This window comes from Nonomuraea sp. NPDC049655, from assembly GCF_044465465.1.
Lineage (GTDB): Bacteria > Actinomycetota > Actinomycetes > Streptosporangiales > Streptosporangiaceae > Nonomuraea.
In genome coordinates this window covers 858013-874213 of sequence record NZ_JBITLS010000003.1, presented here as the reverse complement: position 1 = coordinate 874213, position 16201 = coordinate 858013, and the positions used below count along the sequence as shown (strand labels likewise).

The following is a 16201-nucleotide window of genomic DNA, read 5'->3' as shown; positions in this document are numbered from 1 at the left end:
AAGCCGGCCACAACTCCTCGCCGTACCTTCGTCCCCGTTCCGCGCGACGCCGCGCGGAGCGGGAACGGCACAGACGCGAGGACGGAAGTGAGCCCATGGACAACGGTGAGCGCCCCGAGGGGGATCGTCTCCTGCTCCAGGACGTCGCCAGGGCGGCACTGGCGCGGGCGACCGGGCAGCAGCCGACCGGGCAGGCGGCGATCGCCGGCTGGGAGATCCACCCCGGCACTCCGTGGACCTACGTGACCCCGGTGGACTCCGTCCAGCGGGCGCAGGGCTGGAAGCTGCACGTGTCGGCCACCCCGCTGTCGGCGCCCCTGGTGCTGGCCCGGGTCGTCGAGGTGCTGGGCCGCCACCGGTGCGCGTTCAAGTTCGCCTCCGGCCTTCAGGAGGTGGCCGCGCTCCTGTCCCGGGAGACGCCGCGCGGCTCGGTCGGCAAGTTCGTCACCGTGTACCCGCCGAACGACCGGGCCGCCGCGACGATCGCCGAGGACCTGCACGCGGCCACCTACGCCCTGAGCGGGCCGCCGATCCTGTCCGATCGCGCCTACCGGCCGGGCAGTCTCGTGCACTACCGCTACGGGGTGTTCGCCGCCCCGAGCGAACTCGGCCTCGACGGCGCCTACGTCTCCCGGCTGACCGCGCCCGACGGCACCAAGGAGATCGACCGGCGTGCGGCGTGGTACTCCCCGCCGTCGTGGGCGGCGTGCCCCTTCGAGCCGGAGCAGGCGCCGCCGGAGGCGGACCGCCCGGAGCAGGTGCTGCTCGCCGGCCGGTTCGTGGTGCGCAAGGCCGTCCGGCACGGCGCCAAGGGCGGCGTGTTCCTGGCCGAGGACCGGCACGAGGGGGGCGAGGTGGTCATCAAGCAGGCCCGCCCCCACCTCGGCGCGTCGATCGACGGACGCGACATGCGTGACCTGCTCCGTCACGAGGCGCGCATGCTCGACCTGTTCGGCCCGCCGGGCGTCACGGCGCGCAAGGTGGCGCTCTTCGAGCAGGACGGCAACCTGTTCCTGGCGCAGGAACTGCTGCCCGGCACCACGCTGAGCAGCTGGGCCGGCGAGCACCGCCGCGCCGGCTCCGACGCGGCGTGGCAGGAGAACGTCCTGCGCCTGTCCAGGAGTCTGGTGGCCCTGGTCTCCACCGTGCACGACCAGGGGTACGTGCTGCGCGACCTGACGCCGAACAACGTCATGATCACTCCGGAACGCGAATGCCGGCTGATCGACCTGGAGCTGGCCGCCGTCCCCGGCACGGTCGTCCAGCGGAGCCACACGCCGGGCTACGCGGCTCCCGAGCAGCGCGCCGCGGCCGTGCACGCGCCCGCGCCCGGCCGCGCCGCCGACCTGTACGCGCTGGGCGCGACGCTGTACCACCTGTGCACCGCGTCCACGCCGATGCTGCTGGACGACGATGCCCTCGGCGGGCGGTCACGCGACGCGCGGCTGGCCACGCTGGTGGGCGTCGCCACCGCCGGTGACCCTGTGGCGACCGCGATGGCGCCCCTGCTGCTCGGCCTGATGGCGGATGACCCTGAGGAGCGGTGGGACCTGCGCCGGGCGGAGGAGTTCCTGGGCGAGCTGTCCGGACGCGACGTGCCGTCCGTGGCGGCCGACGTCCGCCGCCTGGACGGGGCCGGCCAGGATCGCCTCCTCCACGACGGCATCGCCTACATCCGGCGCGCGATGTCACCGGAGGCGCTCGCCGCCTCCCGGCCCACGGGCGCCCTGTGGCCCGCCTCCGGGTTCGGCGCGACGGCCGATCCGTGTGCCGTCCAGTACGGCTCGGCGGGGGTGCTGCACCTGCTGGCGTCCGTCCTCGCGGGTGACCGGGCGCTCACCCCGCAGGCGCGCGACGATGCCGGCACGGTCCTGCGGGAGGCCGCGGCCTGGACGATCCGCCGTCTGGAGGGGGAGCACCGGCCGTCCCCCGGCCTGTACTTCGGCCGGGCCGGCATCGCCTGGGGCCTGTTCGAGGCGGGACGCCGGCTCGGCGACGAGGCCGTCCGCGCCGCGGGCGTCGAGATGGCGCTCACCCTGCCGGTGACCTGGCCGAACCCGGACGTGTGCCACGGCCTGGCCGGCACGGGGCTGGCCCTGCTGCACTTCCGGCGGGAGACCGGCGAGGCCCGCTTCGGCGACCGCGCCGGTGAGTGCGCCGACGCCCTGATCAAGGCGGCCCGGCACACCGACGGTGCGGTGTTGTGGCCCGTCCCTGCCGACTTCGGCTCCACGCTGGCCGGCCTCGTGCACTACGGCTTCGCCCACGGGGTCGCGGGGATCGCGACGTTCCTGCTGGCCGCCGGCGCCGCGCTGGATCGCGCGGACTGCCTGGAGACCGCCGTGGCGGCGGGGGAGACGCTGCTGGCCGCGGCGGAGGATCGCGACGGGACGGCCTGGTGGCCGGACTCTCCCGGCGGCGGCGGCGGGATCCCTCACTGGTGCAGCGGATCGTCGGGGATCGGGACGTTCCTCGTCCGCCTGCACGCAGCCACCGGCGACCCGCGCTTCCGGCAGGCCGCCGAGGGCGCCGCCGCCACCGTGTACGCCCGCCGCCTGGCCTCGGGCACCTCGGCCTGTCACGGCCTGGCCGGTGACGGGCAGTTCCTGCTCGACCTGGCCGCCTTCCTTGGCGAGCCCCGCTACCGGGGGCAGGCCGAGGAGCTGGCCGCGGTCCTGTGGAGCCGCGCCGTCGTGCGCGACGGGTTGCTGGTCACGCCGGACGAGGGAGGGACGGCGACGGGCGTCGGCTGGAACACCGGGCTGGCGGGCGTCCTGAGCTTCCTGGACAGGCTCCGGCACGGCGGGCCCCGCCCCTGGACGGCGGACGACGACTCCGGGTGGCCCGCCCGATGAGCAGCCACGTCGCCACAGCGGAGAAGGGCCACCTGCCCGACGTCACCCGCATCAACTTCCGGTTCTCCGGGGACGGCCGGTACGCCGCCTGCCTCGCCCGGCGGGGCCGCGGCCACCTCGTCCCGGAGGTGTGGGACGTCGCCGGCGCACGCCCGCGGACCCTCCCCACCCGCGCCGGCGAGACCTCGGCGAGCGTGCCGACGCCCACGGACGGCGGCGACGTGCTGCTGTGCCGCGCCGGGGCGGACGGGCACCGCCTGACGCTGGTCACCGCGCCGTCGCACGACGACGCGCACGCCGAGGAGCACGAGCTGGCGGTCTTCCGCGGCGGCGTGGTCAGGGTCGTGGCGGGCGCGGCCCCGGGGATCGCCGCCCTGGCGCTGGCCACCGGCGCCGACGGTCGCACCTCGGTGTGGCGGCTGTCCGGCCGGGCGGAACGGCCGGAGCGGATCGCCACGGCGCCGTACCCGGTCAGGGGCGGGATCTGGCTCGACGCGGCCGGCCACCGGCTCGCCCTGACCAGGGCCGGCACCGAGCCGGCCACCGTGGTCCTGGACACCTCGAACGGCGTCCTCACCCCGCTGGCCGGGCCGGCGGGCGACGAGTACGTCCTGCTGGCGGCCCCTGGCGCGGGCGTGCTGCTGACGGCCGTGCGCCGCGAGGGCGCGTACCGCCTGGGCGTCCGCGACCGCGACGACGACGGGCCCACCCGCCACCCCGAGCGGCTGAACGCCTTCGACGGCGAGGTGACGCCCCTGGCGCTGAACCCCTCGGGACGGCGGCTGGCCCTCGCGGTGAACCGCCGCGCCCGCTCCCACCTCGTCCTGCACGACCTGGCGGAGGACGCCGGCGCCGAGGCCGGCCTGCCCGCCGGGGTGATCCATCCGGCCGCCCGCTGGAACACGGGCGGACTGCACCTCGTCCACAGTGCGCCCGACCGTCCTCCCGGCCTGGTCGGCATCGCCGGCTGCTCCGTGTCGCGGCCGCCGGCCGCGGACGGCGAGACGTCCCCGGCCCGGGTGCTGTCCTGCCCGGGGGCGGCGGGGCCGATCGAGGCGATCGTGTACGGCGATCCCGCGACCAGCCGCCGGGTGGTGGTCGCGCTGCACGGCGGCCCCGAGGCCGCCTGGCGGTTCGCCCACGAACCGCTCTTCCAGCGCCTGTCCAGGGCGGGCATCGCCGTCGTCGCGCCCAACCAGCGCGGCAGCACCGGCTACGGAGCCGCCCACCGTGACGCCATCCGCGATGCCTGGGGCGGCCCCGACCTCGCCGACGTCCTCGCCCTGGGCCACGCGCTGGCCGCCGCCCGCGACCCCGGCGAACCGCGGCCGATGTTGTACGGAGCCAGCTACGGCGCGTACCTCGCGCTGCTGGCCTGCGCCGCCCAGGCGGACCTGTGGTCCCGCGCCGCGGTCGTCGCGCCCTTCCTGTCCGGACGGGAGCTGTACGAGGACGGCCCGCCCCCGGTCCGCGCCCTGCTGGACCGGCTCGGCGGACGCACCGGCATCGACGACGAACTCGGCCCCCGCGACCTGCTGCGGCTCGCCGGCCGCATGCGGCTGCCGCTGCTCATCGTGCACGGCGACGACGACCCGATCATCCCCGTCGAGCACTCCCGCCGTCTGTACGCGCGTCTGCGCGCGGCCCAGTGGCCCGAGGGCGCCGCACCGACCTATCTGGAGGTCCCCGGCGGGGGCCACGACCTGCTGCACGACGTCCGCGACACCGCGGCCCTGGACCGCGTCGTCGGCTTCCTCCGCGCCGGCCCAGGCGCGTAGCTCACCGGCTCGGCCGGTACGGACGCGCTCCGGGACCGGCCGTGAAAGGGGCGCCGCGCGAGGCGGCCGCCCGCTCACCACCACAAGGAAGGGAATTGCCATGGAGCTGAACGTCTCCGCCCTGGACATGCTGCCGACCGCCGACGAGGCCGGCCTCATGTACTGCGACATGACCTGCTTCGACGTGAGCGTCAACTGCAGCGGGGCCACCATGAACACCCAGACGATCACCACCACCGGCGGCTGGTACTGACCCGTCCGGGACGCCTGCGGCGTACCGGGTGATGACCGGACGGACAGCTGAATGAGGTGGGGCCCGGGGCGTCTGCCGCGGGCCCCACCGACTGCCTCGCTACTTGAGCACCTGCGCCGAACGCACCTCGTGCAGGTGGACCAGCACGTCGAAGGCGCGGGACAGGGCGGTGTCGAGCAGCGGGTACGGGTACTGCGTGCCGATGTTGCGGGTCGGGCGAGCCACCGCGAGCCAGTCGCGCGCGGCGGCCGGCGCGGTGCGCATGTCGAGGTAGAAGTCGTCGTGACGGACCCGGTCGAGGGTGTGCTCGTTGCTGCCGGGCTCGGCGGGGCCGGCGGTGAACTGCTTCCAGTCGCCGCCCAGCGCGGCGTCCTTCGACAGGAAGGATCCGCGGTCGAAGGTGAAGCCGACGGCGACGTACTTCTCGCCCAGCATGTCGCGCAGGTAGGCGCCCTGCGTCTTCGGGTAGAGCGCCGGGTCGCCGGAGACGTAACCGGCGTGGGTGTTCTGCGCGGACATGAGGATCTTGCCGCCGTGGTGTCGCAGCCACCAGACGGTGTTGTCGGCCATGACCTGGTCGCGATAGCGCTCGACGACGCTCAGCCAGGACTTGTCGGCCAGGTCGTAGCCGGCGAACTTGGCTGTCTGGGCGATGAACCGGGCATCCTGGACGGCGCTGTCGTACGCGGCCGACGCCTGCGGCCCTCCCAGGCTGACAAGCAGGTCGAGCGCCTGCTGAGCCTTGGCCGCGAGCTGCCGCCGTTCGTCCAGCGGCCGGTTCAGGTAGGCGAAGACGTCGTCGAGCGGGCGCAACCCCTCGTACAGCGCGGCCAGGGGAGCGGTGGAGTCGGGGTGGGCGCCCCGGACGTACTGCGCGATGCGGGCGAAGACCTCCTCGCCCACCTTCGGCGCGCCGACGTCGTCGCCCATGACGTGCAGCGGGTGGCCGGGGTCGCGGCGGTTGTGCTCGCGCATCCACTCCAGCATCCCGACGAGTTCCTCACGCTCCCACGGCGAGGCCCGCAGCACCTCCTTGGCGATGGCCCGCAGGTCGCCCTTCCCCGTCCGCAGGTACTCGTCCAGCCGCACCCCTCCCGACCAGCTGGCCTCCAGCGCGAACGTGGTGAAACCCTTCTTCTCCACGAGATGACGGAAGACCCGCTCCTTCACCGTGAAGAACTCATGCGAACCGTGGGTCGCCTCGCCCATGCCGACGACCCGGGCGTCACCCACCATCCGGCCGAACGCCCTCAGGTCGCCGGACTCCGCGCCCGGCTCGGTCGAGCGCAGTTCCTGCGCCGCCGCCTCCAGAGCTCGCACGGGCTCGGCGGGCGCGGCGGGCTCGGCCGCGAAGGCCGCCTGGGCCAGGACGGGCACGAGGGTCAGGCCCGCCGCGAGGGCGGCGAGCTTCCGGCCAACGGTCATGTCACTTGCTCCTTGATGTCGCCGCTGCTTGACGCCAAGAACCGTATGACGCGCCCGGATGCCCAGACGATGCCGCTGACCTGCGCATTTTTCGGCGTGCACGCTGCCCGGAACAGGTAGGGCCAGCCCTACCGAGGCCGAGTCGTGCACCTCCAGCCGACCGGCCCTCTCGAACGCCGACTCCGTGACCAGCAGCACCTCCGTCGCGCTCAGGCCGGTCACCGGATGCATGCGCCGCCCCTCCGAGTCCTTCGCCGGCACCTTGACGACGGCCTGGGGCCACAACTTCCTGCGCACCCGTGGCCAGGCGTCCCCAGGCGGGCCGGCGCCTCATGCACGAGATCGGCCGCGTCCTCGGAGTTGCCGGTCAGCACGTAGCCGTACCGAAGGAGCGCGTCCCCCCGTGCTCGGACGAACTCGTCGAAATCTTCCACGAAACCAAGGATCAGAACGGAGGCCCTGCTGTTGCACGACGCTCCCGGGAGTGCCTCACCAGTTGGCCGGGTCGCGGCCGCCGCCTTCGGCGGAGGCCGCGATCAGGAGCCCGGCTGCACCAGGCCGGTCTCGTAGGCGAGGATGACCAGCTGCACCCGGTCTCGGACGCCGAGTTTCATCAGGGCGCGGGTGATGTGCGTCTTGGCGGTCAGCGGGCTGATCACGAGCCTGGCGGCGATCTGGTCGTTGGACAGCCCCTCCGCCACCAGACGGACGACCTCGCGTTCGCGATCGGTGAGCACGGCGAGCGCGGTGAGCCGGTCGCCGCTCAGCGGGGCGGGCCGGTGAGCGAACTGCTGGACGACCCGCCGGGTGACGCTCGGCGACAGCAGCGCCTCGCCCGCGGCCACCACGGCCACGGCGTGGCGCAGCTCGGCCGGTTCGACCTCCTTGGTGAGGAACCCGCTGGCGCCGGCGCGCAGCGCGGCGAAGACGTGGTCGTCGGTGTCGAACGTGGTCAGGATAATGACCTTGGTCCCCGGGCGTTCGGTCAGCACCCGGTGGGTGGCCTCGATGCCGTCCATCCCCGGCATGCGGATGTCCATGAGGATCACGTCGGGCTCGGTGGCGCGCGCCTGCCGGACGGCCTCGTCGCCCGTGGCGGCCTCGCCGACCACGGTCAGGTCCTTGGAGCGGTTGAGCAGGCTGCGGAAACCGGCCCGGACGAGGGCCTGGTCGTCGGCGAGCAGCACCTTGATCGTCATGTTGCCATGGGGATGATCGCGCGCACGGCGAACCCCTCGCTCCCTTCGATGCTCAGCGTGCCGCCCAGGGTGGTGACACGTTCGCGCATGCCGGTCAGTCCGTGGCCCCCGGCCAGGACGCCATCGGCCGGGGCGGTCGCGCCGCGGCCGTCGTCGGCCACCTCGACCGTCACCGCGTCGCTCGCATACCGCAGCCGCACCGACACCCGGGTGGCGTCGGCGTGTTTGATGGTGTTGGTCAGCGCCTCCTGGACGAGCCGGTGGGCCGCGACGGCCTGCGGGCCGGTGACCGTGGCGGCATCGCCCTCCTCGTGCAGCTCCACCTCCAGGCCGGCGGCCCGGGCGGCGGAGACGAGATCGGCGATGCCGCCCAGGTCCGGCTGCGGGGCGGCGTCACCGTCGATCCGCAGCACGCCGATGAGCGAGCGCAGGTCGGCCATGGCCTTGCCGCGCACGTCCATCGCGGTGCGCAGGGCCGCGCGCGTCTCCTCGGGAGAGTCGTCCAGCGCGTCGGCGGCCACGTTGAGATGCACGCCGACCACGGCCAAGGTGTGGGCGATGATGTCGTGCAGCTCGCGGGAGATCTCCAGCCGCTGTTCGGCGAGCCGGCGGCGGGCGTCCGCCTCGCGTGCCTGCTCCAGTTGCGCCCGCCAGCGCGCCTGGAGGTGGCGGGCGTTGCCGACCGCCAGCACCAGCGCCAGCCAGAGCACCTCGGCGCCGCCGGAGGCCAGCGCGCGGGCGGGCGAGCCGCCCGCGACGGCCCAGTCCCAGGCCGGCGCGTACAGCAGCAGGAACACTCCCACGCCGGCGGCCCAGCGGGTCCGCCCGGCCGCGGCCACGGTGTAGGCGGCCGCGGTCAGCGGCCACACCCAGCCGCCTTCGAACAGCCCCGCTCCCTGGAAGGCGACCAGCACCAGCGCCGAGGCCAGCAGGACGCCGACCGGCCGGCGCCGCCGCACCACCAGCAACCCGCCGAGCAGCAGCGCCATCGTGACCACCGGCCAGCCGATCGGAGCCCCGACCGCCGCCGTCCCGGTCAGGACGGCGATGGTCGTGAGCACTCCCGGCAGCACGACGGCCAGGACAGCGGAGATCATCGGCCGGTGCGGGGCAGACGGACGGCGGCCAGTGCCATCCAGCCGAGGGCGGCGGCGATGGCGATGCGCTCGGTCAGTCCCACAACGGGAGGAAGTGACCGGGAGACCATGACATCGACAAGAGTGACCACAAACAGGATCATTCCAGACACCAGGGCCACGGTCGCACCGGTGAGCAGGCCGTCCCGCGGCCACGCCCTGGTCAGCACCACGGCGGCGGCGGTGAAGGCGGCGAAGGCCGCCCAGGCGGAGAAGCCGTGCACGCTCTCCGAGACCGACGGGTCGTCCCATCGCCCCGGCGGGTCGGCGGGGAAGATCGCGGCCAGCAGCAGCCCCAGCGACCAGACGCCCAGCAGCCAGGTGCCCGCGCGGCTGGTGCGGGTACGAGCCACCGCCACCGTCAGCGCCGCCGCGCCGAGCGCGAGGGCGACCAGCCCGAGCGGCACCAGCCAACCGGCCCCCGTGTTGACGAACCTGCTGATCGTCTCGCCGATCGGGCTCATTTCCCTGTTGACCACGTCCGAGACGGCGAATGCCGCGACGCCGATGCCGACACCGGCGAGAACTGTCTTCTTCATGGCCCAGACGTTATGAGCGGCCTCTGGTGCCCGGCGTCGTCCATGCGCAGACACCTGCGCGTACACCGATCGGTGTACGCGCATGCACCCCTTGCAGGGGTCAGCCGGGAGAGCGGCGGGCCAGGCGCTCGGTGTGCGCCGAGCGCCCCGCGGGACGGCCCGCCGCGTGCGACGCCTCCTGGGCCAGGCCGTTGAGCGTGGTACGGACCACGCGCGTGGTCTGGAGATCGACCGCGCGCGGGTCGTCGAAGTGCACCAGGCCATCGGCCAGCAGCACGGCCAGCCCGTGCAGCGCGGCCCAGACCACGAACTCCGCCCCCTCACGGGCGGGCTCCGGCAGGCCGCCGGCCGCGGCGAGCCGGTCGAGCTCCGCGGTGAGGACGTCGTGCGGGTGGGGGGAGATGGCGGAGTCGGGGGCGGTGGCGCCGCCGCGCAACACGAGCCGGGCGACGGCCGGGTCGTCGAGCGACCAGCGCACATAGCCGCACCCCAGGGCGATCAGCCGCAGCTGCGGGTCGTCGGCCTGCCCGGGTGCGCGCTCGCATTCCAGCCGCAGGCGTTCCCCGAGCCAGGCGAGCGTGCGCTCGGACAGGGCGCGCACCAGCGTGTCGCGGGAGGCGAAGTGGTGGTAGGCGGCGCTGGGGCTGACGCCGACGCGGGCCGAGGCCTCGCGCAGGGACCAGTCGTCGGCGCCGCGCTCACGCACGAGAGCCTCGGCGGCGTCGAGCAATGCGCTGCGCAGGTCGCCGTGGTGGTATCGCCCTTTCGCCATCGCCCGATCTTAACACTGATCAGATCTCTGCTACGCTCGCCAGCATCTCAACAGTGTTCAGATTGGAGCCGGATCATGTGCCCCGCCGATGTGACGCCGAACCCGTCCCCTGACCTGACCGACCTTCCCGACGTGCGGACGAGCCCGCCGCCGGTCGTGCGCGGCGAGCCCGTCGAGGTCTCCGACGGCGTGTACGTCATCCCCGACAACCGCGTCGAGCTCGTCCCGAACGTCGGCATCGTCGTGGGCGAGCACGCCGCGCTGGTCGTCGACACCGGCATGGGCCCCCGCAACGGCGACCGTGTCCTGGAGCAGGCCCGGCGCCTGGCCGGCGACCGGCGGCTGTACCTGACCATCACGCATTTCCACCCCGAGCACGGGTTCGGGGCACAGGCGTTCAAGGGCGCCGCGACGATCGTCTACAACGCCGCCCAGCGCGCGGAGCTGCACCGAAAGGGCGCGGCCTACGTCGAGATGTTCAAGGGGCTGAGCGCCGCCGCGGCGGCCGAGCTCGAAGGCGTCGAGCTCGTCGACCCCGACCTGGTCTACGAGGGCCGGGCCGAGATCGACCTGGGCGGGCGCAAGGCGGCGCTGCGGGCGGTCGGGCCCGCGCACACGGGCTCCGACCAGGTCGTCGTCATCGACGACCGGGTGCTGTTCGGCGGCGACCTGATCGAGACCCGCATCTTCCCGATCGCGCCCTACTTCCCGCCGTACGACGTGGACGTGGACGGCCCCGGCTGGATCGGCGTGCTCGACGACCTGATCGCCGGCGCGCCCGAGATCGTCGTGCCCGGCCACGGGGAGGTGGGCGGCGTCTCCTTGATCCGCGACGTCCGCGACTACCTCGACTACGTGCACGGCGAGGTCGCACGGCTGCGCGCGGCCGGAGCCTCCGCCGACGAGACGGCCGCGCGGATCGACGAACAGGCGCGCGCCCGCTGGACCACCTGGGAACGCCCCGAGTGGATCGGCTTCGCCGCCCGCGCCTTCTACGCCGGCGAACACCGGTGACGTGAGCGGTCGTGCCCCCGCCGGGGGAGCGCTACGCGTCCGCCGTCACGCTGTAGGAGCCCGACGTGCAGCCGGTGATGCGCCAGCCGCCCGGCGCCTGCCGGACGGCGACGCCGCTGAGCCCGGTGCCGCGGACGGACGGCCGCACGTCGCCCGGGAACCAGACGTCGAGCCCGCACCCGCTGCCCTCGCCCCGGGCCGTGAGGCTCGCGCGGTCCGACGTCAGGCCGGTCAGGCGGCCGGGGGCGGAGCGGGGGTAGGGACGTGAGAGCTCGGCGACGTACTCGGCGGGCGGAGGCAGGTCCTTTCCGGTGGCGCAGTCCTCGATCATGAGGTTGCCGCCGGTCTCGGCGCCGGCACTGGCGTGGGCGTCGCCGCAGGACTGCTTCCAGACCCAGAACGCGCCTCCGATGCGGTGCCGGTCCTCCTGGTCGGTGTATCTCGCGATCGGGGCGGCGGCGGGGTCGCCGAACCAGCCCCACTCGCCCGACCAGAGCCCGGCGCCGTAGTACTTCGCCGCCCGGCTCGCCAGCTCGAAACCGCGCTCGATGCTCGTGACGGTGAGGCCGGTGCCCTGCTCGATGGTGATCGACTCGTTGTAGAGGTGGGGAGCGAAGACGAGCAGCCGGTCGTCGGTGAAGTCCTTGGGCACCGGGACCTCGAAGCCGAGACCCGACCAGAGCACGGACGGCTCGAAGAAGACCAGGTGGGGGAAGCCGCGCCGCTCGCCCGCCCGGATGGCCTTGATCGCCCGGTCGTAGTAGCGGCCGAGCAGGACGCCGGAGGTGATCGGTGGCGCCTCGCCGAAGCCGGGCTCGTTCAGCAGGTCGTATCCGGCGACCATCGGCTCGTTCGCGAACCGCTCCGCCAGCATGCCCCAGGCGGCGACCAGGCGGGTCTGGACGCCGTCCCGGTCCTGGTAGAAGTTGGTGAAGGCGCGGGCGACGGCCGGGGAGATGTCGCGTCCGGTGAACTCGCATCTGGGGGCGCCGTCGAAGCGGTCGGCCCAGGTGGGGGCGCCGTCCCAGCCGTGCATCGGGGAACCGTCGGCGCAGGTGGTGCCGGGGGCGGCGGCGACGCCCTTTCCCCACGCGTCCTGGTGCATGTCGATGACCGTGCGCAGGCCGTGCCGGGCGGCGGTCTCGACGGCCCAGGAGATCTTGGCGAGGTAGGCCGGGTCATAGTGGCCGGGCCGGGGTTCCAGCGCCGACCAGGACAGGGCGAGGCGGACGACGTTGAAGCCCATCCGCGCCATGCCGGCGAAGTCGGCCTCCGTGAGCGGTCGCGTCACCGCCTTGTCCTGAAATTGCTGGAAATAGTCTTCGAGCTGGTTGACGTTCACGCCACGCAGCAGCACCTCGTTGCCGTCGGCGTCGACGATCCTGCGGTCGGCCGAGAGCGTCAGCCCCGGGGTGCGCGGCGGCCGCGCGGTCGTGGCGCCGGGTTGCAGGAGCGGTAAGGCGAGCGCCGCCGCGGCCACGACGACCGCCATCGGGATCCGCGCGGCCGGGGCGACGCCCCTGCGTGCCGGACGGGTGGCGTCGAGGAGGGCGACGAGCAGTGCCGTCGCCAGGGCGAGCAGGGCGCCGAAGGAGAGCGCGGGGGCGAGGCGAAGCATGATCGCCGGCGCCCAGAACAGGCCGCCGCCCGCCAGGTCGCCGGGGATCCCGACAGCCACCTCGACCAGGCCCAGCGTCCCGGCCGCCCCCAGCGCGGAGAGCCCGGCCACGACGGCCCTGGGCGAGGTGGTGGCGCTGAGCCGGCGGTGCGACGCCCAGGTCAGCACGCCGAGCAGAGCGACGGCGGCCAGGCAGCCCAGCGGTCCCGCCTCGGGCGCGGGGGCCAGCGGGGAGTCGCCGATGGCATAGCCGACGGGCGAGCCGCCCCACCACACCCCGCCGACCGACGCGGCCAGGACCACGGCCACTCCCGCCGCAACCCATCCCGGCGCCGACGCCCCCGAGCCCTCGGCGGGCCCCGCGGCCGCCGACGTGGGAGAAGGCGGGACGAGGCGGCGGTGCAGAAGCTGGGCGAGCCAGGCGGCCGCCGCCACCGGCAGGCCGAAGACCGCCGCCTTGACGCCGGTGAAGCCGGTCGACCACACCAGGTAGAGCACGTCATCGAAGGTCATCGCCAGCGACATCAGCAGCTTCGCCGCCATCGCCGACCACACCACCGAACCCCACACCAGCAGCGCCGTACGCAGCGGGGCACGTCCACGGGCGACCGCCCAGGTCAGCGCTCCGACCCCCGCCAGCAGCAGCGGCACGTAGACGGCCGGCGCGGCCACCTGCCAGAGCCCGGCGACGGGCAGCAGATCGGCCCCGGTCCAGGTGTACGGCGCGGCCAGCCCCGAGGGGTCGAACACCGCTCCCAGCGCGATGACGGCGGCCAGTACCACGACGGCGATCGGCGACAACCAGCGGTTCCTCATAGTGACGGCGACCATACATGAGCATCGCTCACAAATGAAGAGCCAAGATCCGCGACAGCACGCGGCCGCGCTCGGCGTGGTGCGCCGTGAATCCCGCCGCCTGGGAGAAGGCGGCGGAGGGGTTCGTCACGCGACCTTGGACTCCGGCGCCTTCCAGGTGTTGCACGCGCCCGGAGTGCCCTTGGTGTAGCCCTGCGTGAACCAGTGGAGATCGTTGGCGCTGAGCTTGTCCTTGCTGAAGCGGTCGCGCCAGCGCTTGTCCTTCGGCGTGGGCTCCTCGGCCTTCAGCGTGGCCTTCCAGTTCTTGGACTTCGCGCCCAGGGCCTTGAGCGTCACGCCGGACAGGCACAGCCGCTGCATGTCGAAGCGACGTCCCTGCTCGTCGAGCTGCTTCTCGTCGGCGTCGTTCGGCATGGCCCAGTAGGCCGCACCGATGCCTGTCTGGCCCATGACCACGCCGCTCCACGCCTGGACGACCTGGGTGCGGATCGGCAGTTCGTCCTTGGCGCTGATCCAGTCGGCGGCGAGCTGGACCTGGAGCTGGGAGTAACAGGAGGATGTCGCCATGAGCGCCGATGCGACAGCGCATGACCTGGTCGAGGCCGCCTGGCGGGACATCCGCGACGACGGCCACGTACGCAAGGAATTGGCCGAAGCCGCCTACGCCGAGCCCCGGCTGCGACAGCTCTTCCCCTGGACCGGCATGGGAGAACTCCACTTCAGCCATTGCACCGGCAAGCGATGGACCTGGGACATCCCCTACGTCCAGCCCGCCATCGGCGGCGGCTACCGGATCTGTGGCCCCCTCCGCACCCAGTCGATCGGGCCCGCCGCGACCGCCGAGGAGGCGATCGCCGTCGTCGTCGAACACCTTCCGCCCGGCTGTGGTCCCGCCTTCGCCGGCACGCCCGCGGAACTCGCCGCCTACGAGGACGATGCCCGGATCCGGTCGGCCGCCCAGGAATGAACCCGCCGCCGAACCGCCTCGTGCGCGGTTCCGTCACCTGGCTCCGCCGTCGACGGCTGACGGCCAGGCGAGGAACGCCGACGGCAGCCCTCGGCCTTCCTGCGTGGCGGGACGACGGGCCGGCCTGTTCACCGGCCGGCGAGAAGGCCGCTCACCTCCCTGGCGAATCCGTCCACGTTGTCGATCATGATGTTGTGGCCGGTGTCCGGGACGGCGACCAGCCGCACCCCGGAGGCCGCCAGCTCGGCCGCCCCGCCGAGCTCGCCGTCCGCCTCCGGGTAGAGGTAGGCGCGCGGGATCGGCAGCCTCCGCAACCGTTCCCGCACATCCGCGCGCGCCAGGTGGACCGCGCTCCGGTGCAGCGCCTCCCGTCCGGCGAGCCTCATCGTGGCCGCCCAGTGCGGCCCGACCCGGGTCAGCGTCTCCTCCCAGCCGTGCCGGACGAAGTCCGCCTCGGTGTAGGCGGCGATGCCCGAGCTGCCCGGCCGCGGCGCGGGTTCGGCCGGGTCCAGATTGGCGTCCACCAGCACCAGCTCGGCCACCAGCTCCGGATGCCGCTCGGCCAGGTGCACCGCGACCGTCCCGCCCATGCTGTGCGCGACCACCTGCGCCGCGCGCACGTCCGCCGCCCGCAATGCGGCCGCGAGCGCGTCCGCGTGCTCCTCCATGGTGTAGCCGAACGCGGTGGGCCGGTCGCTGGTGCCGAACCCCAGCAGGTCCACGAACAGGCTCCGGTGTCCGGCCAGCTCGGGGCGGCTCGCGACCTCCAGGAAGTACGGCGCCGCCGCCGCGCCCAGCCCATGCACGTAGACGCGGACCGGCTCACGACCGGCCACCTCGGCCCAGCGGATGCGGCTCCCGTCCGGCAGCACCTGCGCGTCCCTCATGACCATCCCCTCCGAGATACCTCGATATCGATGTACCAAGACATCGAGATAGCATAGCGGCATGATTGAGCTGTCGATCCTGGGCTTCCTCTACGACGAACCGCTCCACGGATACGAGCTGCGCAAACACGTCGCCGCGCTGACCGGCCACGTCCGGCCCATCGCCGACGGCACCCTCTACCCGGCGATCAAACGTCTGGAGCGCGACGGCCTGCTCCAACGCGACCTGCAGCCCGGCGCCCAGGCCGCACCCAGGCACGTGCTCACCCTCACCGACGCCGGGCGCGCCGAGCTCCGGCGGCGGCTCGCCGAGCCGGACGAGCCGTTCATCACCGACGAGAACCGCTGGTTCACGATGCTGGCGTTCCTGCGCCACCTCGACGACCCCGCGCTCCAGGCGGGTGTGCTGCGACGCAGACTGACCTTCCTCACCGAACCGGCCAGCTTCTTCTGGGACGGCGACCGGCCCTTGCGGGCCGCCGACTTCGACGACCCGTTCCGCAAGGGCCTGTTCACGATCGCCACCGCCACCAGCAGGACCGAGATCGGCTGGCTACGGCAGACCCTGGCAACGCTGGGAGTCTAGAGCGCAGGACGCGTACCGTCCCAAGGACGTCATCCGGGCCCGCCCGAGGCCAGCGCCTTCACCTCGGCGGCCGTCACCGGCTGTCCCGCCACACCCCAGTCGCCGCTCTTGATCTCCTCGATCACGACCAAGGTCAGGGGACGCATGTGCTCACCCTCGATGGCGACGATCGCGTCGGTCAGCTTCCGCACCATCTCGGCCTTCTGGGTGGCGCTGAACACACCCTCGATCACCTTCACGTTGACCAGTGGCATGGGTTCCCCTTCCCCCCGATGGCACCTCACGCCGTCCAGCCGACATGCCCCTGGGCGAAGTGGGCAAACGCCGCCGGGGCGGCGGCGCGGGTGAGGAGCGCA

At 73.6% G+C, this 16201-nt stretch carries 15 protein-coding genes; 6 read left to right on the top strand and 9 right to left on the bottom strand.

Features of this window, described 5'->3' with window-relative positions:
* Positions 1–95 precede the first annotated feature (95 nt).
* The 3 genes from lanL to ACIBQ6_RS13825 all read left to right on the top strand — a co-directional run bounded on the left by lanL (position 96) and on the right by ACIBQ6_RS13825 (position 4886).
* Positions 96–2855, top strand: coding sequence for a class IV lanthionine synthetase LanL (gene lanL / locus ACIBQ6_RS13835; RefSeq protein WP_397212113.1), 2760 nt, complete (start codon positions 96–98; stop codon positions 2853–2855).
* Positions 2852–4633 (top strand): alpha/beta hydrolase family protein, encoded by a 1782-nt coding sequence (locus ACIBQ6_RS13830; RefSeq protein ID WP_397212111.1) that lies wholly within the window; start codon positions 2852–2854, stop codon positions 4631–4633. Before lanL ends, ACIBQ6_RS13830 begins: the two co-directional genes overlap by 4 nt.
* Before the next feature lie 100 nt (positions 4634–4733).
* A complete protein-coding gene (locus tag ACIBQ6_RS13825; RefSeq protein ID WP_358299719.1) occupies positions 4734–4886 on the top strand; it encodes a hypothetical protein in 153 nt (50 codons plus the stop codon).
* A gap of 99 nt (positions 4887–4985) precedes the next feature.
* Here the strand turns inward: ACIBQ6_RS13825 and ACIBQ6_RS13820 are convergent, their stop codons facing one another.
* The 5 genes from ACIBQ6_RS13820 to ACIBQ6_RS13800 form a co-directional block, all read right to left on the bottom strand.
* Positions 4986–6311 carry an erythromycin esterase family protein gene (locus ACIBQ6_RS13820; RefSeq protein WP_397212109.1) on the bottom strand — a complete coding sequence of 442 codons (1326 nt, stop codon included), beginning with the start codon at positions 6309–6311 and terminating at the stop codon, positions 4986–4988.
* Between the two features lie 536 nt (positions 6312–6847).
* Complete coding sequence (locus ACIBQ6_RS13815; protein ID WP_397212107.1) at positions 6848–7510, bottom strand: response regulator; 663 nt, start codon at positions 7508–7510, stop codon at positions 6848–6850.
* Positions 7507–8607 (bottom strand): sensor histidine kinase, encoded by a 1101-nt coding sequence (locus tag ACIBQ6_RS13810; protein ID WP_397212105.1) that lies wholly within the window; start codon positions 8605–8607, stop codon positions 7507–7509. The genes ACIBQ6_RS13815 and ACIBQ6_RS13810 overlap by 4 nt, the downstream gene beginning before the upstream one ends.
* Entirely contained in the window at positions 8604–9185 is a 582-nt protein-coding gene (locus ACIBQ6_RS13805) for a DUF998 domain-containing protein (protein ID WP_387683155.1), read from the bottom strand. The genes ACIBQ6_RS13810 and ACIBQ6_RS13805 overlap by 4 nt, the downstream gene beginning before the upstream one ends.
* 100 nt (positions 9186–9285) lie before the next feature.
* Positions 9286–9957, bottom strand: a complete 672-nt coding sequence (locus ACIBQ6_RS13800) for a TetR/AcrR family transcriptional regulator (RefSeq protein ID WP_397212102.1) — start codon at positions 9955–9957, stop codon at positions 9286–9288.
* A gap of 75 nt (positions 9958–10032) precedes the next feature.
* Between ACIBQ6_RS13800 and ACIBQ6_RS13795 the strand changes: the two genes are divergently transcribed.
* Complete coding sequence (locus ACIBQ6_RS13795; RefSeq protein WP_358299733.1) at positions 10033–10971, top strand: MBL fold metallo-hydrolase; 939 nt, start codon at positions 10033–10035, stop codon at positions 10969–10971.
* Positions 10972–11002: 31 nt separating this feature from the next.
* On the opposite strand, the gene ACIBQ6_RS13790 is transcribed toward ACIBQ6_RS13795, so the two are convergent.
* The gene (locus ACIBQ6_RS13790; protein ID WP_397212100.1) at positions 11003–13405 is read right to left on the bottom strand and encodes a glycoside hydrolase family 5 protein; all 2403 of its coding nucleotides are present in this window, start codon (positions 13403–13405) and stop codon (positions 11003–11005) included.
* 126 nt (positions 13406–13531) lie between these two features.
* Positions 13532–13972 (bottom strand): hypothetical protein, encoded by a 441-nt coding sequence (locus ACIBQ6_RS13785; RefSeq protein WP_358299739.1) that lies wholly within the window; start codon positions 13970–13972, stop codon positions 13532–13534.
* On the opposite strand from ACIBQ6_RS13785, the gene ACIBQ6_RS13780 reads away from it, so the two are divergent.
* A complete protein-coding gene (locus tag ACIBQ6_RS13780; RefSeq protein WP_397212097.1) occupies positions 13971–14372 on the top strand; it encodes a DUF6193 family natural product biosynthesis protein in 402 nt (133 codons plus the stop codon). The genes ACIBQ6_RS13785 and ACIBQ6_RS13780 overlap by 2 nt on opposite strands.
* Before the next feature lie 128 nt (positions 14373–14500).
* Here ACIBQ6_RS13780 and ACIBQ6_RS13775 read toward each other — a convergent pair whose 3' ends face one another.
* On the bottom strand, positions 14501–15259 hold the full coding sequence (locus ACIBQ6_RS13775; RefSeq protein WP_358299745.1) for an alpha/beta hydrolase: 759 nt from the start codon (positions 15257–15259) through the stop codon (positions 14501–14503).
* A gap of 61 nt (positions 15260–15320) precedes the next feature.
* On the opposite strand from ACIBQ6_RS13775, the gene ACIBQ6_RS13770 reads away from it, so the two are divergent.
* On the top strand, positions 15321–15845 hold the full coding sequence (locus ACIBQ6_RS13770) for a PadR family transcriptional regulator (RefSeq protein ID WP_397212095.1): 525 nt from the start codon (positions 15321–15323) through the stop codon (positions 15843–15845).
* Between the two features lie 29 nt (positions 15846–15874).
* On the opposite strand, the gene ACIBQ6_RS13765 is transcribed toward ACIBQ6_RS13770, so the two are convergent.
* Complete coding sequence (locus ACIBQ6_RS13765; protein ID WP_358299751.1) at positions 15875–16099, bottom strand: 4-oxalocrotonate tautomerase family protein; 225 nt, start codon at positions 16097–16099, stop codon at positions 15875–15877.
* Between the last annotated feature and the right edge of the window lie 102 nt (positions 16100–16201).